Genomic DNA, 20325 nt, shown 5'->3' with positions numbered 1-20325 from the left:
TCCCGGCGGGCTCCCGGAAGGACTCTTCCGTGACTCTTCCGCTCTCCCTCTCCCCCTCCGCGCACCTCGACACCTTCACGCGCGACCAGCTGCCGCCCGCGCATCTGTGGCCGACGATCGAGTTCACCACGCCGGAACTGCGCTACCCGGACCGGCTCAACGCCGCGACCGAGCTCATCGACACCCCCACCGCGCTCTTCGGCCCCGGCCGCCCCGCCCTGCGCACCCCGGACGGCGGACTGTGCACCTACGGCGAACTGCGCACCCGCGCCAATCAGATCGCCCAGGTGCTCACCGAGGACCTGGGCCTGGTGCCGGGGCAGCGCGTCCTGCTGCGCTCCCCCAACAACCCCTGGACCGTGGCGGCCTGGCTCGGCGTCCTCAAGGCCGGTGGTGTCGTGGTGACCACCATGGCCGCCCTGCGCGCCCGGGAGCTCACCCCGATCGCCGAACGCACCCGGCCCTCGATCGCCCTGGTGGACCACCGGTTCACCGACGAGGTCCGCACGGTCCGGGACACCGTGCTGCCCGGGCTGGCGGTGGTCGGGTACGGCGGTGGCGGCCCGGAGGATCTGGTGGCCAGGGCCACGGGCAAGTCCGGCGAGTTCGCCAACGTGGACACCGCCGCCGACGACGTGGCGCTCCTCGGCCCCACCTCGGGATCCACCGGCGCGCCCAAGATCACCATGCACTTCCACCGGGACATCCTGTCCATCGACAACACCTTCGGCCGCCACACGCTGGGCCTGGTGCCGGACGATCTGGTGGCCTGCACCGCTCCCCTGGCCTTCACTTTCGGCCTCGGCATGCTGGTCGTCTTCCCGCTGCGGGCCGGTGCCTGCGCCCTGCTGACGGAGTCCGCCACGCCCCCGCGGCTCGCGGAGATCGTGCGGCGGCACGGTGTCACCGTGCTGGCGACCGCGCCCACCGCCTACCGGGCGATCCTGCGCGAGGGCAGGGAACAGCAGCTGGCCGGGGTGCGGATCGGGGTCTCGGCGGGCGAGCACATACCCCGCGCCACCTGGGAGGACCTGAGGGATCGCATCGGCCTGAAGGTGGTCGACGGCATCGGCGCCACCGAGCTGCTGCACATCTTCATCTCCGCCGCCGGGGACGCCGTCCGGCCCGGCGCCACGGGAAAGGCGGTCCCCGGCTTCCGCGCCACGATCCTGGGCCCCGACGGCACGGAGCTCGGCCCCGGAGAGCCGGGCAGACTCGGTGTCATCGGCCCGGTCGGCTGCCGTTACCTCGGTGGCGAACGACAGCGGGACTACGTCCTGGAGGGCTGGAACATCACCGGTGACATCTTCCACCGGGACGAGGAGGGCTACTTCCACTACCACGCCCGCAGCGACAGCATGATCGTCTCCTCCGGCTACAACATCGGCGGCCCCGAGGTCGAGTCCGCCATCGACACCCACCCCGACGTCGTGGAATCCGCCGTCGTGGCCCGCCCCGACCCGGAGCGCGGCTCGATCGTGTGCGCCTTCGTGGTGCTGCGGGACGGCGTGCCCGGCGACGCGGCCAAGGTGAAGGAGATACAGGATCACGTCAAGCGGCTCCTGGCGCCCTACAAATACCCGCGCGACGTGCGGTTCCAGGACGCCCTGCCGCGCAACACCAGCGGCAAGCTGCAGCGTTTCAAGCTGCTGCGCCAGGTGCGCCCGGCCCATGACGACGAGCGGGCCACCGAGGCCGTCGCCGAGAGTTAAGAGGAACCCCCGTGAACATCGCGATCATCGGCGGCGGTCCCGGCGGGCTGTACTTCGCGGCCCTGATGAAACAGCTCGACCCCGCCCACCAGATCACCGTCTGGGAACGCAACGCCCCCGACGACACGTTCGGCTTCGGCGTCGTCTTCTCCGACGAGACGCTCGGCGGCATCGAGAACGCCGACACCACCATCGCCGAGGCCATGGCCCGGCGCTTCGCCCGCTGGACCGACATCGACATCCACTACCGGGGCGAGAGCCACACCGTCGGCGGCCAGGGCTTCGCCGCCATGAGCCGCAAGGAACTGCTCCGCCTGCTCCAGGACCGCTGCCGCGACCTCGGCGTCACCCTGCACTTCTCGACCGTCGCGCCGGACACCGAGCGGCTGCGCGCGTCGTACGACCTGGTGGTGGGGGCCGACGGGGTCAACTCCTCGGTACGGGCGGCCCACGCGGACGTCTTCCGCCCCTCGCTGGACCGCCGGCACAGCACGTACATGTGGCTCGGCACGGACCGGGTCTTCGAGGCCTTCCAGTTCTTCGTCGAGCAGACGGAATGGGGGGTCATGCAGGTGCACGGCTACCCCTACTCCGACACCGGCTCCACCTTCATCGTCGAGATGCACGAGGACGTCTGGCGCCGGGCCGGTTTCGACGCCACCGACCGGGCCGGTGCCGCACCGGGCGCCTCCGACGAGCGTGCCGTCGCACGCGTCCGCGAGCTCTTCGCCGACGCGCTGGACGGCCACCGGCTGTTCGCCAACAACTCCAAGTGGCTGAACTTCACGACCGTACGCAACGAGCGCTGGCACCACGGCAACCTCGTGCTCATCGGGGACGCCGCCCACACCGCGCACTTCTCCATCGGCTCGGGCACCAAACTGGCGATGGAGGACGCGCTCGCTCTCGCGGCCTGTCTGCACGAACATCCTGACGCCGAGGGGGCGTTGACCGCCTATGAGACCGAGCGGCGCCCGGTCGTGGAGTCCACCCAGCGGGCGGCGCAGGGCTCACTGGAGTGGTTCGAGAACATCGGGATGTACGCCCACCAGGAGCCGACCCAGTTCTGCTTCAACCTGCTCACCCGCTCCCGCCGCATCACCTACGACAACCTGCGCACCCGCGACCCCGACTTCGCCGACCAGGTGGACGCCGCCTTCGCCGCCGCGCAGGGCCTCGACACGGTGGCACCGGCGATGTTCCAGCCCTACCGGCTGGGGCGGCTGGAGCTCAAGAACCGGGTGATCGTCTCGCCGATGGACATGTACTCCGCGGCCGACGGCGTACCCGGCGACTTCCACCTCGTCCACCTCGGCTCCAAGGCCATGGGCGGCGCCGGACTGGTGATGACCGAGATGGTGTGCGTCTCGCCCGAGGGCCGCATCACACCCGGCTGCACGGGCCTGTGGAACGCCGAGCAGCGCGATTCCTGGCGGCGCATCGTGTCCTACGTCCACGAGCGGAGCACCGCCCGCATCGGCCTCCAGCTCGGCCACTCGGGCCGCAAGGGCTCGACCCGGCTGATGTGGGAGGGCATGGACGAGCCGCTGCCGGAGGGCAACTGGGAGACCGTCGGTCCGTCCGCGCTGCCGTACGGCCCCGACTGCGCGGTGCCGCGCGAGGTCACCCGCGCCGAGATGGACCGGATCGCCGCGGAGTTCGTCGCCGCCGCCCGCCGGGGCGCCGAGGCCGGCTTCGATCTGCTCGAACTGCACTGCGCCCACGGCTACTTGCTGTCCTCCTTCCTCTCGCCGGTCGCCAACCACCGCACCGACGCCTACGGCGGCCCGCTGGAGAACCGGCTGCGTTTCCCCCTGGAGGTCTTCGACGCCGTACGGGAGGCGTGGCCCGCGGAGCGGCCGATGATCGTGCGCATCTCCGCCACCGACTGGGTGCCGGACGGCAACACCGAACACGACGCCGTCGAGATCGCCCGCGCGTTCATCGCCCACGGGGCGGACGCCATCGACGTGTCCTCCGGGCAGGTCACCAAGGACGAGCGCCCCGCCTTCGGCCGCTCCTACCAGACCCCGTTCGCCGACCGCATCCGCCATGAGGTCGCCGCCGCCACCGGCACCGCCGTCATCGCGGTGGGCGCGATCGCCTCGTACGACGACGTCAACTCGCTCCTGCTGGCGGGCCGCGCCGATCTGTGCGCCGTGGGGCGCGCCCATCTGTACGACCCGCACTGGACGCTGCACGCGGCGGCCGAGCAGGAGTACCGGGGCCCGGGCGCCGAGTGGCCGGTGCCGTTCGCCGCGGGCCGCCGCAAGCCCCCGGCCGCGCGCACCGACGCCGTACGGCCCCGGCTGTCCCTGCTCCGGTCCGACCCCGCCGACCAGACCGTCCATCTGCGCTGGATCCCGGCCGCCACCCCGGCCCCGGAACCGGCGCCCGTCCCCTGACGCGTGGCGTGGCCGGGCGCGGCGGCGGAATCCGGGCTCAGTCCGTCGCCGCCGCCCGGTAGGGGCGGAAGAAGGCGCGCAGCTCCTCCGCGTAGAGCTCGGGCTCCTCGAACGGCGCGAAGTGTCCGCCGCGCGGGGGCTCGGTCACCCGCACGGCGTTGGTCATGCGCTCCAGCCACGCCCGCGGCGGGCGCACGATGTCGCCGCGGAAGAGCGAGAAGCCGGACGGCACCTCGACCCGGCGGGCGAGCTGCGCGGGCGGGATCGCGGCGTTGGCGTGATACATGCGCATCGACGAGCCGATCGTGCCCGTGAGCCAGTACAGCGTGACGTTGGTGAGGATCTCGTCCTTGGTGAAGCTCCGCTCGATGTCACCGCCGCAGTCGCTCCACGAACGGAGCTTCTCGACGATCCACGCGGCGAGCCCGACCGGTGAATCGGTGAGCCCGAAGGCGGCGGTCTGCGGTTTGGTGCGGTGGATAGCGGCGTAGGCGCCCTCGGCCGCGCTCCAGGAGGTGACGTCCTCGAACCAGGCGCGCTCCTCGGGTGTGAGGTCCGCCGGGTCGCCGGTGAAGACGGGCAGGCCGCCGTCCATGCGGTGCACGGCCACCACCCGGTCGGGGTGGTCGAGCCCGAGGTAACGGCTCACATGGCTGCCGATGTCCCCGCCCGCCGCGCCGAACCGCTGATAGCCGAGGACGTCCATGAGCTCGGCCCACAGCCCGGCGACGGCGATGGAGTTCAGCGGCGGGCCGGTGGGCCGGTCGGAGTAGCCGAAGCCCGGCACGTCGGGGACGACCACGTCGAACGCGTCGGCGGGGTCGGCGCCGTGCGCACCGGGGTCGGTGAGCAGCGGGATGACCTTCGCATAGCGCCAGAACGAGTCCGGCCAACCGTGGCTGAGGACCAGCGGCAGGGCGGGCCCGGCCGGGGCGGTGGCCCGGACGTGTGCGAAGTGGATCCCGAGGCCGCCGAGCCGGACGCGGAAGCGCGGCAGCCGGGCGAGCGCCGCCTCCTGGGCCGGCCAGTCGAACTCCTCCGCCCAGTAGGCGACCAGCTCGCGGAGGTAGTCGAGGTCGGTCCCCAGCGACCACCCGGCGTCCTCGGGCGCGTCCGGCCAGCGGGTCGCGCGCAGCCGCGCGCGGAGGTCCTCGAGCTCCGCGGGTGCGGTCCGCGGGGCGAACGGCTCGGGGCGGGGCGTGGCATCCGGCATGGCACGTACCCTACAAGCCGCGCCACGCCCCTCCGCCGACACGCTGAGCGCCCAAGCGGCCTCGATGACGTCCGGTGCGGTTGGGGTGCGCCCCGAAGGGGCGCGGGGCTGTGTCGACATGCGGCTCCGCCGCGTCGGCGCGACCAGCCACGGCACAGCCGCGGATGAACGACCGCGTCTCGCGGCACTTCCCGCGGAGCGCTCAGTCGCCGGTCACCCCCAGTTTCCGCAACTCCTGCCGCAGCACCGGAGCCAGCGCCTCGGCGTAGGACTCCGCCAGGTGGCTCTCGTCGCGGTAGACGAACGTGTCGCCCACGGCCACCGGACACCCGCCCGACCGGGGGCACAGCCACGGCTTCGGATCGACCACGGCGGCGCCGGCGCGGCGGGCGCCCTGCCGGTTGGCCTCCCGGCGGGTGGGGTCCTTGATGGCGTCGCGCTGGTCCGGCTCGCAACCCCGCAGCCGCAGGGGGCGGCTCGCCGCGCACTCGACGGGATCGTCCTTCGGCCATGGGTTGTCGAGCAGGACGGTTACCTGGTCGGCGGCGCGGGCCAGTTGCCGGTAGACGCGTTCGTATCCCGCGGCCCAGTCCCGCAGCGGGTCCCGCAGGGGCCGCACCGATGTGCCCGCCTCGGAGGAGGAGGCCACGACCAGCATCGGGTGCAGCCGCTCGATCCGCCTCAGCGCCTCCTCGCGCCAGGTGTCGCACGCCTCGTACGGCCGGTGACTGTTGACGATGGTGATGTCGGCGGTCTTGCAGGACGACTTGGTCAGCGACACCAGCTTCCAGCCGTACCGGCGGCTCAGCTTCTCCAGTGCCGGGAACCACTGAGCGGCGTGGGAGTCCCCGTAGAGGACGACGACCTTGTCGGAGGTCCGGTCCCCGTAGACGCACTCGGGCGACCGGGTGGCGGTGTAGTTGACGTGGCAGCTGTCGCGGTAGACGGCCGACCGCTTCTTCTTGATGGCGGTGAGTGGCGGTGTCAGGTTGCGCGGCAGCCCGGTGGCGGCCGTGGCGATGAGGCCGGTGAGTCGGGACCGCGGGTCCGGTGCGGTGGCGAGGGTCTCGTTCAGCCCCTGCGCGCGGACGGCGGAGCTGATCGGTGGCGGGAAGGACGCCGCGACGAGGGCGGCGGACACGACGGTGGCCGACAGGCCGAGGCCGAAGGCCACCGCCGCCGAGGGCTTTCGGCGCAGCGGGCCGCGGAACCGGACCGGGTTCTCCACCAGGTGCAGGCTCGCCCATGCCAGCAGCAGGGCGACGGCGCACAGCGCGAGGTTCGGCCAGGTGCCCGCGGGCCGTCCCAGCGCCATGGGGCCGATCAGCAGCAGCGGCCAGTGCCACAGATACCAGCCGTACGAGAGGTCGCCCAGCCATGTCGCGGGGCGCACGGCGAGCAGCCGGGAGGCGGCGGACGCCGACGGGTGGCACCCGCCCGCGATCACCAGGGCCGCACCCAGCACGGGCAGCAGCGCGAAGTGGCCGGGGAACGGGGTGTCGTCGTCGTACAGCACCGCCGACGCGGCGATGCCGGACAGCCCCAGCCAGGTGCCGACGGCGGACACGCCACGGGGAAGCCGTGCCAGTGCCCCGGCACCGAAGGCCAGCAGGCTTCCGGCACCCAGTTCCCACAGCCGGGTGTGCGGGCCGAAGTACGCCCACGACGGCGAGGTCTCGGCCACCTGGACGCCCTGGACATACGAGACCAGGCACAGCGCGCCCAGCGGCAGCGCCCGCAACGCCGGCCGCCGGATGAACTTCCAGCCGGCGAGCAGCAGGAGGGGCCACAGGAGGTAGAACTGCTCCTCCACGGACAGCGACCAGAAGTGCTGGAAGGGCGATGGCGCGCTGCCCTCGTTCAGATAGTCGGTGCCCGAGACCGCCAGGTCGATGTTCATGACGTACAGGGCGCCGGCCAGCGCGTCGTGCATGAACTCGGTGTAGCGGATCTTCGAGGCGAAGAGCCGGCAGCCCACCATGGTGACCAGCGCGACCAGGGTCGCGAGCGGGAGGATGCGCACCGCGCGCCGGGCGTAGAAGCGCCGCAGGGACAGCGATCCGGTGTGTTCGGCCTCCTTGAGCAGGCCCGAGGTGATGAGGAATCCGGAGATCACGAAGAAGACATCGACCCCGGTGTAGCCGCCGGTGACGTACGGGACTCCCGCGTGCGCGAGCACGACCAGGGTGACGGCCAGCCCGCGCAGCCCCTGGATGTCGCGCCGGAGCGCGGCCTTCGGGGTACGGCCGGAGCGGGGTACGCGGTGGCCGCGCAGGCGCCGCGGCAGTCCGGTGGCCTGTGGGCCCGGCGCCGTGTCCCGCTGGGGGCGGGAGGCGGTGGGAGTGTGCGTCATACCGTGAACTGTCCGCAGCACAGGGGGTGTTTCCGTGATGCGGAGCACACACGGCCAGATCGACGGCAGAGCCGTACGCGGGGAGCGGGCCGCGCCGGGCCCCTGGCGAGGGGTCCGGCGCGTGCGGTGGCTCGTCCCGGGCTCGGGCCCGGATCATACGAAGGCGCTCTGCCCGGTGATGGCCTTGCCCACGATGAGCGTGTTCATCTCGCGGGTGCCCTCGAAGGAGTAGATCGCCTCGGCATCGGCGAAGAACCGCGCGATGTCGTAGTCCAGCACGATGCCGTTGCCACCGAAGATCTCCCGGCACCAGGCCACGACCTCGCGCATCCGTGAGGTGACGAACGCCTTCGCGAGCGCGGAGTGTTCATCGCGGAAGATCCCGGCGTCCTGCTGACGGGCCAGCTGTACCAGCATGCCCCAGCACGCGGTGATGTTGCCGAGGCTCTTCACCAGCAGATCCTGGACCAGCTGGAAACCGGCGATCGGGCGCCCGAACTGCCGGCGCTCGGTGGCGTACGCCAGCGCCAGCTCATAGGCGCCGATCATCACGCCCAGGGCCTGCCAGGCCACGCCGCCGCGGGTGGCACGGAGGATCTCCGCCACATCGCGGAAGGAGTTGACGCGCTGGAGCCGGTTGGCCTCGGGGACCTTGACGTCGGTCAGGGTGATCTCGGCGTTCTCCACGATCCGGAACGCCAGCTTGTTCTCGATCTTGACCGGGGTGAAGCCCGGGCTGCCCTTCTCCACCACGAAGCCCTTGACCTGGTTGTCGGCCTCGTCGCGGGCCCAGACGACCACGAGATCGGCGAAGGTGGCATTGCCGATCCACCGCTTGGCGCCGTTGAGCACCCAGTTCTCACCGTCCCAGCGGGCGGTGGTGCGCATGCCACCGGCCACGTCGGAGCCGCCGAGCGGCTCGGTCATGGCGAAGGCGCCGATGATGTCCATCGAGGCCATCGCGGGCAGCCAGCGGTCCCGCTGCCGCTGGTCACCACCGCGGAAGATGCTGTACATGGCCAGTCCGCTGTGGACGCCGAAGAAGGTGGCCGACGACGCGTCGGTGCGGGTGCACTCCATGGACACCATGCCGACCAGCAGGTTGCTGGTGGCGGGCAGCGGGTCGCCGTAACCCTCGTAGGGCAGGCCCGCGAGCCCCAGACGGCGGAAGACATCGATGAGTTCGCGGGGGAACTCGCCCTTGGCCCAGTACTCGTTGACCAGGGGCTTCACCTCGTCGCGCAGGGCGGTCCTGGCCTTCAGCAGCAGCTTGCGCTCCTCCTCGGGCAGCAGGTTCTCGTAGCCGTAGAAGTCGGCGGTGAGCAGCTCGGCGGGGTGGTCTTCGCCCAGCGGGGCGGGGGTCGGGGTGGGCAGTGTGGTGGTCATCGCGCATTCTCCTCGGGGGTGTGGGGGCGCAGTGCGGACAGCACGGCGAGCTGCTTGCGGTCGCGTTCTTCGGTGAGTTCGGCGTAGGAGCGGTCGCCGTAGGCGTGCTCGACGGCCTCGATGAGTGCTTCGGTCTGTTCCGGGCCCTGCTCGGGGGTGCCGAGCCCGTCCCACATCCGCCGCATCGAGGGGCCGATGTGCTCGGCCATGTGCCGGTAGCCGCCGGGCCCTCCGCCGAGGTGGGCGCCGAGGAAGGGGCCGACCGTGGACCAGCGCAGACCGAGCGAATTCCGCACGATGGTGTCCAGGTCGGCGGGGCTGACCACGCCCTGTTCGACGAGGTAGAGGGCCTCGCGGCTGAGCGCGTTCTGGAGGCGGTTGCCCACGAAGCCGGGGATCTCCTGGCGCTCGACGACGGGGGTGCGGCCGACGGAGCGGTAGAACTCCACCGCCCGGGCCACGGCCTCCTCGCCGGTGCGCACACCGGGCACCACCTCCACCAGCGGCACCAGATGGGGCGGGTTGAACGGGTGGCCGATCAGCACCCGGCCGGCGTCGTCGAGGTCCCCGGTGAACGCGGTGGCGGGAATCGCCGAGGACGAGCTGAGCAGCAATGCGTGGGCGGGCGCCTCGCGGACCAGGGTGGCGAACAGCTCCTGCTTGAACGCCACGTCCTCCGGCCCGTTCTCCTGCACGACATCGGCACCGCGCACCGCCTCGGTGACATCGGCGGCGAGCCGGACCCGGTCGGCGAGGCCCCGGACGTCCAGACCTTGTGCGGCCAACTGCGGTGCGGCGACGGATAGTTGATTGTCGATTGCCTCGGCGAGGTCGGGCCGGGGGTCGGTGACCCGCACCGTGAGGCCATGGCCGGCGAACAGGGCGGCCCAGGACAGCCCGATGGTTCCGGCGCCGACCACCGCCGCGGTGCCGAACGACTCACTCATCGCATGTGCTCCTTCCGGTTCGACAGGTAGTCATGGACGGGCGTGGCCGGGGCCAGCGTCAGATCGGTGATGAGGTGGCTCGCGGAGATCACCTCGCGCACCGGCAGATCCGCCAGCGGGGCCAGCACATGCTCGAACAGCTGCAGCCGGGCGGGGCCGGTCCAGGCGCCCTTCACCTCGACATCGGTGATCTCGGTACGGACGAGCTGCGCCACCTGGGGCGTGCCGTCGAATCCCGGAACCAGCTTGAGGAGATAGGTCGGCACGGTGATCTGCCGCGCCGCCTCCTCGGGGTCCATCTCGTAGTGCTTGTAGCCCATCGTGGCCGTCGCCACCCGGAGGGTGCCGTAGTCCAGGACACCGACGAGGGCGCCGTGGTCCACGTACAGCCCGGGCTGTCCGACGGTCTTGGGGTACGCCCCCGCCTCGCGGCCGGAGGCGGTGGCGGGGAAGTTGTCCAGGTACATCGCGTGCAGGTACTCGCCCCACTCACCGTCGTAGCGGACCTGGATCGCCTGTCCCGACTCGGTGTACGGCCCGTACCCGGTCACATCGCCCATCCGCATGACCTCGAAGCGCACCAGCGGTTCGCCGATCTCCAGCGGCTCGGGCACCACCGCGCGCAGCGCGTCGGCGTCGGTGCGGTACACGATGTTGAGGTACTCACGGTTGGTGAACCGCGGCACGACCGGTGCGTAGGCCGGGTTGACCAGCGGCGTCGCGATGCGCCGGGCCACGTCTGCTTCCTTCATGACCTCTCTCCGGCCTCTGCTACTTGCCCTGCCAGCGCGGGGCGCGGCGCTCGGCGAAGGCCGTCATGCCCTCCCGCACATCGGCGGACGACTTCAGGGCCGCCATCTCCCACTCCTGCGCGCGGAAGGCGTCCGGCTCGGGGACACCGTCGGCGGCGCGGGTGATGCGCTTGACGGCGGCGAGCGCGAGCGGGGCGTTCGCGGCGAGCCGTTCGGCGAGGTGCACGGCGGTGTCGACGGCCGTGCCCGCGGGCACCACCCGGTTGGCGATGCCGAGCGCGCCGGCCCGCTCACCGGAGATGGTCTCCCCGGTCAGCAGCAGCTCCATGGCCAGGTGGTACGGGATCCGCTTGGGCAGCCGGATCACACCGCCACCGGCCGCGACCAGGCCCCGGGTGACCTCCGGCAGGCCGAAGGTGGCGTCGTCGGCCGCCACGATGAGGTCGCAGCCGAGCGCGAGCTCGAAGCCACCGCCCAGCGCCCAGCCCTCCACGGCGGCGATCAGGGGCTTACCGGTCGCGGCCTGGGTGAGCCCGCCGAAGCCACGCCCCGGCACCTCGGGTGACTCACCGGCCAGCGCGGCCTTGAGGTCCATTCCGGCGCTGAAGGTGCCCTCGGCGCCGGTCAGCACCCCGGCGCGCAGATCGCTCCCGTCCTCCAGTGTGTCGAGGGCGGCGGCGAGTCCGGCGGCGACGGCGGCGTTGACGGCGTTGCGTGCCGTGGGCCGGTCGATGGTGATGAGCAGGGTCGAACCGATTCTCTCGGTCCGCACCGGGGGACGGTTGTCCATGGTGGATGTCCTTGGGTGGTGTCCGATGGGGTGTGCGGGCGCGGCGGGGTGTTCCGGCGCGGCGCCGTGCCCGATGAGGTGTTCCGGCGCGGTGCGCTCAGGAGCGGTCGGCGAGTTCGCGCAGGACCTCGTCCGTGTGCTCGCCGGGGAGCGGGGCGAGCCGCCGTACGGAGGCGGGGGTGGCGGCGAAGCGCACCGGGATGCCGATCGAGCGGGTCGCTCCCTCGCTGGGGTGGTCCACCACATCGAGCAGATGCCCGTCGCGGACGTACGGGTCCTCGGCGGCCCGGTCCAGTTCCAGCACCGCCGCCATGGGGATGCTGTGCTTGGCGCAGACCCGCTCCCACTCGGCGGTGGTCAGGCTCGGCGCGCACTCCTCGATGAGCTCCGTCAGCGGGTCGATGTCGGCGTCGCGGATGGTGTCGCCGTTCACCCGCGGGTCCTCGGCGAGATCGGGGCGGCCCGCGGCGGCGAAGAAGTCCCGGAAGTTGCGCGGGTTGTACGGCATCACACAGGCGAGGCCGTCCCGGGTGCGCACCGCGCGGTGTCCCCTGGTCATCGACAGCGGGAAGCCGGTGGGGCCGATGGGCGGCTCGAAGGAGTGGCCCGCCAGATGCTCGACCAGGTTGAAGGCGAGCAGCGTGTCGGTCATCGGGATCTCGATGTACTGCCCGGTCCCGGCCTTGTCGCGGTGCACCAGCGCGGCGAGCACCGAGTAGACGATGGTGAGCGCGGAGACCTTGTCGGCGATGATCGTCGGCAGGTAGACGGGGCTGCCGATGGCCCGGTTCGCCATGTCCACCAGCCCGGACGCCGCCTGCACGGTCTCGTCGTAGGCGGCGTTGCCCGCCCGGTCGGAGCCACCGCGGAAGCCCTGTCCGTGGGCGTAGACGAGGCGCGGGTTGCGCGCGGCGATCCGCTCATGGTCCAGGCCGAGGCGGGCCAGCGCACCGGGGCGCATGTTGGTGATCAGCACATCGGCGGTGTCGATGAGCTCCAGCGCCCGCTCGCGGCCGGCGTCCTGCTTGAGGTCCAGGGTGACGCTGCGCTTGTTGCGGTTGACGTTGAGGGCGAGCGGCGTCATGCCCGGTGTGGTGCGGTACGGGCCGACCCGTACACCATCGGCCGGGGACTCGATCTTGATGACATCCGCACCGAGGTCACCGAGGATCTGGGCCGCGTACGGCCCCATCACCACGGTGGACAGATCGATCACCCGCACGCCGTCCAACGGGCCGGCCGGGTTCTTGGCCGTCGTGTCCATCACCACTCCTGTCTCGCGTTCTTCCGTTTCCACCACCGAACCTAATGGCAGATACACGGACAGGGAATGATCATGTGGCGAAAGGCGGTATGACCACAGCGGTCACACCGTTTTCCGGGCTTTTTCCGGAAAGGAATTGAAGGGGAATTCTACGCCGACATCGGGTCGGCGAAGATGGTACGTGCCCGGCTGACGAGACCCGCGAGATCAGCCCCGTCCGCCGCCCGGTCCCTGCGGAACAGCAGCCCCGTGACCAGGGAAGGCTCAAAGTCATCGACGGGCAGGACGACCACGTTGTCCAGCCGGTAGCGGTGCATCGGGCTCTTTTCGGAAAGCATGGTCATCGAAAAGGCGATACCGGTGGAGATCACCTCGGCCGCACCGGAAAAGTCCGCAGTCTTGATCCGAATTCGCTTCTTGACTCCCGCGTGATTCAGCCGCGCATCGATTTCCTCGAAATACGCGGGCAGCGCGTCATACGGGGTGGCCGTATAGGACAAGTCCTTGAGATCGTCCAGGGTGATCGAGGTCCGGTCGGCGAACCGGTCGGCCGGCACGGCCGCGCCCAGCCGCTCCCTCATCACCTGGATGACCTCCAGCGCCGGGTCGGCCACCGGCAGCCGGGCCAGCGCCAGCGCCAGCCGTCCATCGCGCACCCCGGTGACCAGGTCGGCCGAGGTGCCGGGCCAGCGCCGCAGCTCGAAGACCTCATCGCAGTCCTCTTCGAGCAGCCGGACGCGCTCGCGCAGATCCGGGTGGACTCCGGCGGGGATGCCGATCAGCTCCGTGGTGCGACACCGCCGCACGGCCTCGCTCAGCCGCCAGGGAATCGAATTGACGCTGTCGAGCACCTCGCGGGCCATCGGCAGCAGAGCCGTCCCCGCGGGCGTCAGCTCGACCCGGTGGGTGGTCCGCTCGAACAGCGCCTGCCCCAGCTCGCGCTCGAGATCCTTGATCCGCTGACTCAGTGGGGAGGTCGCCATATGGAGCCTGCGCGCCGCCCGCGAGAAGTTGAGTTCTTCCGCGACGGCCACGAAATAGCGCAGGTGCAGCATGTCCACACCCTCAATCTACCTCGCGGTACGGTGCCCTCCGCGCGCTTGCGGCTCCGCCGTGGACCAGGGGCGCGGGCCCCGATCCACCGGACGCGCGGGCCGCCTCCCGGCACACCGGCACACCGTGACAACGGCTCGGTTCAGCCCGATCGGCGGCGGCGATACGCCTGGGTCTTCGCGCGGTTGCCGCACAGCTGTGGCGAGCACCATCTGGCCCGGCCCGGGCGGGAGTTGTCGTAGAAGACCCACTGGCAGTCGGGGGCGGGGCACATCCTGAGCCGGCGCCAGGTCCCGTTCGCCGTGGCGGTCAGGGCGGCCATCACGAGGTGCGCGAGGGCGGTGTGCACGGGGTCGGCGGAGATGGTCAGCCGGGCGCCGTGCGCCGCGGTCAGGGTGACGTCGAAGGAGTAGCCGACCGGGGCAGCGGCGCCGCCCTGGCCATCCCGGCCGTCCTCGCCATCCCGGCCGTCCTCGTCATCCCGGCCGTCCTCGTCACCCTGGCCGTCCTCGCCGCTCTGGCGCAGCGCGGCACGCAGGGCCGTGCGCAGTTCGCGGGCCGCGGTCAGGTGGCCCTGATGGACCCTGGTGTCCGGGGTGTCGCCGTCGAGCAGGCCGTGCTCCCGCAGCCAGCGTTCCAGGTCTCCGGGCGTGGCGAGATCGTCGTGCGCCGTAAGGCGCCGGCCGTGTGCGACGAATCCGCGCAGGTCCTCGGTGTTGGCGAAGTGATGGAGCAGCGCGATGCCGTCGGGGAGGCCGTCGACGTCCTCGGCCCTAGTCGGCGGCAACACGACCGATGTCTCCGCGGACCCGCCGGTAGGCATCCTTCACCCGGATCCGATCGCCGTCGAACTCGAACATGTCGCAGCCGTGTACGTCGTGAGCCCCGCCGTCGGCATCGGTGCCGGTGTACGACCATTGGGAAGCCCCCCGGTCTCCGGTGATGAAGGCCACCCCGCCGACCTGCGGCTCAAGGTCCGCGTCGTAGGCGAGCATGAGGGCAAACCCCTTGCGCACCTCGGCTCGTCCGCGGAAGGTCATGCCCGGCTCCGGGCCGACGGACGCACGGAACACACAGTCGTCCGTCATGAAATCCATCAGCAGATCGAGATCCTTCCGCCGCCACGCCTCGCCGAAGTCCGCCAGCCGCTCCAGTGTCATCCCCATGACTAGACCCTTCCTGTGAAGTGGGCGTCGAGATAGGCATCCGGGTCCGGGCCCTCGGGGTTGGCGAGCACATGGCCCAGCCACGCCCGGCGCTCGAAGTCGGTGACGGCCAACTCCCAGACGCAGCCGACGGCCTCGCTCGGATGCGGCCTCAGCGCCTCCGGCCGCTCCCGGGGCGCCGAGAAGAGTCGCTGATGAATCTCGTGCTCACCGTGCCACCAGTCCACCAGCGCGAAGCAGTAGTCCGCCGCGTCGTGCGCGATGGCGAACCCGATGCCATAGCGGCTGTCCGTCCGAGCGGGGCTGGGCAGCACCGAGGCCGCCATCTCCACCGTCGCGGCCACCAGCGCGGGGCGTGGCCCCTCGGCCGCCGCGCTGATGCCGTACACCTTCACCGCCCATCCGCCGATCGTCTCCAGGCCCAGGAAGCTGATGGCCCGAGGACGGTGCGGCTGCCGAAGGACGACCGATCCCTGCCGCACGCCCATGACCCACCCCTCCCTCTCGACACCAGTTAAGTGATTAGCAGGTGTCGCCTTGGTCGCACAAGAGCATACGGTCTTCGGCGGCGGTCGTCCTTTCGGCCGATGCCGGAGGTCAGGAACCCGCTATCCGGTGGATCCAGGGTGGTCGCCTCGCGGGCGAACCTCGGCTCATGGCTCGTCACACACGACACTCGACCCGCACGCCGTGGATCGTCACGGCGCTGGCCACCGCCCTGACGGGCGTGGTCGGCTGCACCCCCGACGCGATGTCCGCCCAGAGCGGCACCAGTACCACCCCCGCGCCCGGAGCCGCCGGAATCGGGGACACACTGCACCCCGGGCTCGGCAACGGGGGCTATACGGTGCGCCATACCGGCCTGGCACTGCGCTTCGCCGAGGACCTCAAGACCTACACGGCGACCACCACGTTGCGCGGCCGGGCCACCCACGCCCTGTCCCGTTTCGACCTCGACCTGACCGGGACCACGGTGCGTTCGGTGACGGTCGACGGCCACGAGGCGACCTGGACCCGCTCCGGTCAGGAGCTGCGCGTGACGCCCGCTGACCCGGTGGCCGACGGCCGGGACTTCTCGGTGGAGGTGACCGTACGCGCGCCCGTGGCGGGCCCTGAGGAGGCCGGGAAACTCGGCACCTCGGCGATCGGGATGGTGCGGGCGAAGGGGGTCGTCCAGACCATCAACCAGCCCTCGGGCGCCCATCGGATCGCGGCGTTCGCCGACCATCCGGACCAGAAGGCGCCGACCACCATCACCATCGCCGCACCCTCGCGGATGAACGCCATCGCGAACGGCGAACTCACCGCCACCCGGCGCGAAGGGGCGAACACCGTCCGCCGGTTCGAGAGCCGCCAAAAGCTCGCGCCCGAACTCATCCAGATCGGCGTCGGCCACTTCACCGTGGTCAAGCGGCGGGGACCGGACGGAATCACGCTGCGCCACGCCCTGCCCACCGGCGAAGTCAACGACCTCATGCCGCAGATCGACGCGGTCGTGCCCAAGGCGCTGCGTTTCCTGACCCAACGGCTGGGCCCGTTCCCGCTGCGGACGTACGGCCTCTACGCCACGCCTCTGGGCGGTGAGCTCGAGACGCAGTCCCTGACCCTGCTCGCCAACGAGGAGCTCACCAAGGACGGTATGGAGACCAACGGCTCGGACGCGATCGTCGCGCACGAGATCTCCCACGAGTACTTCGGCAACAGCGTCTCTCCCCGCCGGTGGCGGGATCTGTGGCTCAACGAGGGCCACGCCGTCTACTACGAGGGCCTGTGGAACCAGCAGGCGCGCGGCACCGATCCGGCCGACGCCATGAAGAGCGCGTACCGGGAGGCCACCGCCCAACTGCGCAAGCAGGGGCCGGTCGCCGATCCCCGCCCCGGCGCCTTCACGCCCAAGGACAGGGCTCCCTACGGCTGGGGCGCCTACCAGGGTGGTGCGCTGGTGTTGTACGCGCTGCGGCAGAAGGTCGGCGAGGCCACGTTCCAGCGCATCGAGCGGGCCTGGGTGGCGGAGCACCGCGACAGCACGGCGGGGACCGGGGACTTCATCCGTCTGGCGAGCCGCGTCGCCGGCCGCGACCTGGAGCCCTTCCTGCGCTCCTGGCTGTACTCCACGAAGCTCCCGGCCATGCCCGGCCACCCCGACTGGCACACCTCATGACGGACGGACCCGCTGGCTAGTGCTCTGACCGGGAAGGTTCGCCGGGTTGGTGGGTCATTCGCGCTCGGAGGCGGCGGCGAGGTGGCGGCGGCAGAGGTCGGCAGCTGTGAGGTGGGGCTTGTGCAGCGCGTCGCTGTAGAGCCGCATCTCACGGGCTGCTCGGTCCAGGTGCTGCCAGGAGCCGAACAGACGTTCCTTCCAGCTCCCAGACCTGCCTGGCGGCCTACGGCCCCTCCGGGACAAGCACGCGGCCGACGACCAGTGAGGCCCTTGGCTCAGAGGGCGGTATGCGGGGCGAGGAGGCTGGTGCCGCACCAGTTCTGCTGATGGAGGTGTTCGAGCACGGCTGCCTCCGCCGAACCTGGGTGGCGGCGTGTACCGACGATGACGGGTTCGGTCAGGGAAGGCAGGAACGGGCGGGCTAGCTGTTCGAAGCTTTCGGGCACGGCCGATGCCGGAACCACGGTGACGCCCAAGCCCTGGGCTGCCAGTCGCACGGCGGTGGAGATCTGTGACACTCGGGCCACCGTGGGCGGGCTGATGCCCGCGTCGGCGAGCAGGCGGGCGAGGTATTCGTCGAGCAGGCTGGCGCGGCGGAAGCGCACCCATCCCTGTGTCGCAAGGTCTGCCATGCGCAGGGCCCTGTCGCTGGCGAGGAGCGGGTGTCCCTCGGGCAGGACGGCGACGTAGGTCTCCTCGCCCAGGGGGTGGATGTCGAATGTGCAGCCGGTGGGGATGCGGTGGACGAGAACCATGTCGAGCGTTCCCTGGCGGGCCAGCCGTTCCATATCCGCTGGATCGGGCTCCTCGTGGAGAATGACCTGGAGTTTCGGGTGGCGGTGGCGGAGCCGGCCCAGTGCCAGAGGAAGCTGTCGTGCTCCCAGGCCCATGTGGACGGCGATGATGAGTTCACCGGCCAGTTCCCCGGAGGCGGCACGGGCAGCCAGGACGGCTCTGCGGGACGCGGTGGTCGCGATCTCTGCCTCGGCGAGGAAGGCGCGTCCGGCCATGGTCACTGTGACCCCACCCGACGTCCGGGTGAACAGTTGTACACCGAGGTGCTTTTCCAGAGCGCCGATCTGCTGCGACAAGGACGGCTGCGTGACGCGCAGACGCTCAGCAGCCGCTGTCATGGAGCCTTCTTCGGCCACAGCCAGAGCGTATTCGTATTGCCGCAGGTTCATCCGCTTCCACTTTCCGGCGACATAGGCAACGCCAATCTCAGCTATGCAGTGACACTATTTGTCTCTATGTCTCGCGGATCCTACCGTGGTGCATGTCCGGTGGATCGCCGCCGCCGAAAGCGGCGGCCATCAGGGCGGGAGTCGGTACGGGCGTGCCTGTGAGGGGCCCGTGGCGGCGAGGCCGCCCTGCGGGTTCTGTTCGACAACGCATCGTCTAGTTCCCGGGCAGTTGCCCCGGAGGCCCGCGTCACCCGGACGCTCACCAACTTGGACGGGAGTGGCAATCGTGGCACATCAGACAGGCGTTGGCCGCAGCGACGGAGTATCGCCGAAGAACGCCGATTCGAGACTGGCGGGAAAGGTCGCGCTCGTAACGGGTGCTTCCAAGGGCATCGGGGCGGGCATCGCGCGGGAATTCGCTGCGGCCGGAGCGTCGGTCGCGGTCAACTACGCCTCCAGTGCCGCCGACGCCGAGCGGGTGGTGCAGGACATCCAGGCGCGAGGGGGGACCGCGATCGCCGTGCAGGGCGACGTGTCGGTGCCTGCGGATGTTGAGCGCCTCTTCGCCAGGGCTGTGGACGCGTACGGCCGGTTCGACATCCTCGTCAACAATGCCGGCGTCTATCACGCACAGCCGCTGGAGACCGTCACGCAGCAGGAGATCGACCGTCAGCTTTCCGTCAACGTGACCGGACCGATCCGCACGATCCAGGAAGCCCTTAAGTACTTCGGGTCCGACGGCGGGTCGATCATCAACATCGGATCGCTGGACAGCGCCCGCGCGGTGCCGGGGATGTCGGTGTACGCCGCGACGAAGGGCGCCGTCGATGCCTTGACGCGAGTCCTGGCCGCCGAACTCGGCCCTCGCGGGATCCGAGTGAACACCCTGGCCCCTGGCGGTGTGGAGACGGAAGGCATCCACGCGGCCGGCTTCATCGGCAGTGACGCCGAGACGGACATGATCGGGCGCACCCCCCTGGGCCGTATCGGTCAGCCCGAGGATCTGGCGCGGGCGGCGGTCTTCTTCGCCTCCGACGACGCCGCATGGGTCACCGGAGAGCGCCTCACCGCCTCTGGCGGCCTGCGAACCTGACACACCCTGACAACGCCGGAGTCTGCAGACCCGCTCCGCGGGATCCTCATGGGGACGCTACTTTCGATCATCAACCCACCGCACAGGACCTGTGACCGCGCTAGAGGTGCTGAGAGGTCATGTCACTTGGCCAGTCTGCGGTGACATATGAGGGTCGCGGCGAGGCGGTGAAGGCGAGGAAGTGTTCCGGCTTGCGCTCGTAGCGGCAGTGCAGGCGTCGGCAGCCGGATCCACGACCCAGCGGGGCCGGCCCAGGTGTCGGGATGACTCGATGCCCTTGCGGGCGAGGCGGTGCCGGATGCCGCGGAAAGCGAGCCATCGCCGCGGGTGAGGGTAGTCGTAGCCCTTGTCCCCGTGCAGCTTGCGGGGCCTCCGACGTCGGGGGCCGCGACGGGGATGCACACTGGCCCGCCTCGACCTCATGACCGACCGCCACCGGTGCTTGCCTCGGGCCGGCGACGCGGACGACTCCACCGACTCCACGCTGGTGCTCTGACCGGGAAGGTTCGCCGGGTTGGTGGGTCATTCGCGCTCGGAGGCGGCGGCGAGGTGGCGGCGGCAGAGGTCGGCAGCTGTGAGGTGGGGCTTGTGCAGCGCGTCGCTGTAGAGCCGCATCTCACGGGCTGCTCGGTCCAGGTGCTGCCAGAAGGCGAGCGGCAGGTCGAAGTCGTCACCGACGTCGACCAGGCAGTCGACGGCGACTTCCAACTCGTTGTGCTCCAAGAACTCAAGCGTAGCTGCGAGATCGGTGTCCGGCTGGCCCGCCAGGTGGGCTCGGGCGTCGAGGTGGCCGCGGGTCCGGTTCCAGCTGGAGTGAAGCGCCTCACGATCAACGGTCATGGTGTC

General features: G+C 70.9%; 17 protein-coding genes and 1 pseudogene. 4 read left to right on the top strand and 14 right to left on the bottom strand.

Going from position 1 to position 20325, the window contains the following annotated elements; genetic code table 11:
• Positions 1 to 29: 29 nt before the first annotated feature.
• Positions 30 to 1712 (top strand): AMP-binding protein, encoded by a 1683-nt coding sequence (locus J8403_RS36075; protein WP_211126822.1) that lies wholly within the window; start codon positions 30 to 32, stop codon positions 1710 to 1712.
• 11 nt (positions 1713 to 1723) lie between these two features.
• Positions 1724 to 4117, top strand: coding sequence for a bifunctional salicylyl-CoA 5-hydroxylase/oxidoreductase (locus J8403_RS36070; protein ID WP_211126821.1), 2394 nt, complete (start codon positions 1724 to 1726; stop codon positions 4115 to 4117).
• A gap of 37 nt (positions 4118 to 4154) precedes the next feature.
• On the opposite strand, the gene J8403_RS36065 is transcribed toward J8403_RS36070, so the two are convergent.
• The 11 genes from J8403_RS36065 to J8403_RS36015 all read right to left on the bottom strand — a co-directional run bounded on the left by J8403_RS36065 (position 4155) and on the right by J8403_RS36015 (position 15529).
• Positions 4155 to 5330 (bottom strand): epoxide hydrolase family protein, encoded by a 1176-nt coding sequence (locus J8403_RS36065; RefSeq protein WP_211126820.1) that lies wholly within the window; start codon positions 5328 to 5330, stop codon positions 4155 to 4157.
• Between the two features lie 202 nt (positions 5331 to 5532).
• Positions 5533 to 7683: an acyltransferase family protein gene (locus tag J8403_RS36060; RefSeq protein ID WP_211126819.1), complete on the bottom strand. Its 2151-nt coding sequence runs from the start codon at positions 7681 to 7683 to the stop codon at positions 5533 to 5535.
• A gap of 153 nt (positions 7684 to 7836) precedes the next feature.
• Positions 7837 to 9069 carry an acyl-CoA dehydrogenase family protein gene (locus tag J8403_RS36055; RefSeq protein ID WP_211126818.1) on the bottom strand — a complete coding sequence of 411 codons (1233 nt, stop codon included), beginning with the start codon at positions 9067 to 9069 and terminating at the stop codon, positions 7837 to 7839.
• Positions 9066 to 10016, bottom strand: a complete 951-nt coding sequence (locus tag J8403_RS36050) for a 3-hydroxyacyl-CoA dehydrogenase NAD-binding domain-containing protein (protein ID WP_211126817.1) — start codon at positions 10014 to 10016, stop codon at positions 9066 to 9068. The genes J8403_RS36055 and J8403_RS36050 overlap by 4 nt, the downstream gene beginning before the upstream one ends.
• Positions 10013 to 10768 (bottom strand): acetoacetate decarboxylase, encoded by a 756-nt coding sequence (locus tag J8403_RS36045; RefSeq protein WP_211126816.1) that lies wholly within the window; start codon positions 10766 to 10768, stop codon positions 10013 to 10015. Before J8403_RS36045 ends, J8403_RS36050 begins: the two co-directional genes overlap by 4 nt.
• A 19-nt stretch (positions 10769 to 10787) precedes the next feature.
• Positions 10788 to 11558, bottom strand: a complete 771-nt coding sequence (locus J8403_RS36040; protein WP_211126815.1) for a crotonase/enoyl-CoA hydratase family protein — start codon at positions 11556 to 11558, stop codon at positions 10788 to 10790.
• Between the two features lie 97 nt (positions 11559 to 11655).
• Positions 11656 to 12822 (bottom strand): CaiB/BaiF CoA transferase family protein, encoded by a 1167-nt coding sequence (locus tag J8403_RS36035; RefSeq protein WP_211126814.1) that lies wholly within the window; start codon positions 12820 to 12822, stop codon positions 11656 to 11658.
• A gap of 149 nt (positions 12823 to 12971) precedes the next feature.
• Entirely contained in the window at positions 12972 to 13877 is a 906-nt protein-coding gene (locus tag J8403_RS36030) for a LysR family transcriptional regulator (protein WP_246586420.1), read from the bottom strand.
• Positions 13878 to 14017: 140 nt separating this feature from the next.
• Positions 14018 to 14665: a CGNR zinc finger domain-containing protein gene (locus J8403_RS36025; protein ID WP_211126812.1), complete on the bottom strand. Its 648-nt coding sequence runs from the start codon at positions 14663 to 14665 to the stop codon at positions 14018 to 14020.
• Positions 14649 to 15041: a nuclear transport factor 2 family protein gene (locus tag J8403_RS36020; protein WP_211126811.1), complete on the bottom strand. Its 393-nt coding sequence runs from the start codon at positions 15039 to 15041 to the stop codon at positions 14649 to 14651. The genes J8403_RS36025 and J8403_RS36020 overlap by 17 nt, the downstream gene beginning before the upstream one ends.
• 2 nt (positions 15042 to 15043) lie before the next feature.
• Positions 15044 to 15529, bottom strand: a complete 486-nt coding sequence (locus tag J8403_RS36015; protein ID WP_211126810.1) for a hypothetical protein — start codon at positions 15527 to 15529, stop codon at positions 15044 to 15046.
• A 167-nt stretch (positions 15530 to 15696) separates the two neighbouring features.
• Between J8403_RS36015 and J8403_RS36010 the strand changes: the two genes are divergently transcribed.
• Positions 15697 to 17202, top strand: coding sequence for a M1 family metallopeptidase (locus J8403_RS36010; protein ID WP_211126809.1), 1506 nt, complete (start codon positions 15697 to 15699; stop codon positions 17200 to 17202).
• 275 nt (positions 17203 to 17477) lie between these two features.
• Here J8403_RS36010 and J8403_RS36005 read toward each other — a convergent pair whose 3' ends face one another.
• On the bottom strand, positions 17478 to 18386 hold the full coding sequence (locus J8403_RS36005; protein WP_211126808.1) for a LysR family transcriptional regulator: 909 nt from the start codon (positions 18384 to 18386) through the stop codon (positions 17478 to 17480).
• Positions 18387 to 18672: 286 nt separating this feature from the next.
• Here J8403_RS36005 and J8403_RS36000 point away from each other — a divergent pair, with 286 nt between their 5' ends.
• A complete protein-coding gene (locus tag J8403_RS36000; protein ID WP_211126807.1) occupies positions 18673 to 19479 on the top strand; it encodes an SDR family NAD(P)-dependent oxidoreductase in 807 nt (268 codons plus the stop codon).
• Positions 19480 to 19601: 122 nt separating this feature from the next.
• Here J8403_RS36000 and J8403_RS35995 read toward each other — a convergent pair.
• Both J8403_RS35995 and J8403_RS35990 read right to left on the bottom strand, forming a co-directional pair.
• A pseudogene (locus J8403_RS35995) lies at positions 19602 to 19881 on the bottom strand (IS5/IS1182 family transposase); the annotation flags it as partial.
• Positions 19882 to 20001: 120 nt separating this feature from the next.
• Entirely contained in the window at positions 20002 to 20319 is a 318-nt protein-coding gene (locus J8403_RS35990; RefSeq protein ID WP_211126806.1) for a MafI family immunity protein, read from the bottom strand.
• Between the last annotated feature and the right edge of the window lie 6 nt (positions 20320 to 20325).

The organism is Streptomyces yatensis (genome assembly GCF_018069625.1).
Classification (GTDB): domain Bacteria; phylum Actinomycetota; class Actinomycetes; order Streptomycetales; family Streptomycetaceae; genus Streptomyces; species Streptomyces yatensis.
Note: the sequence above shows the minus strand (reverse complement) of the source record. Positions and strands in the feature narration are given on the sequence as shown.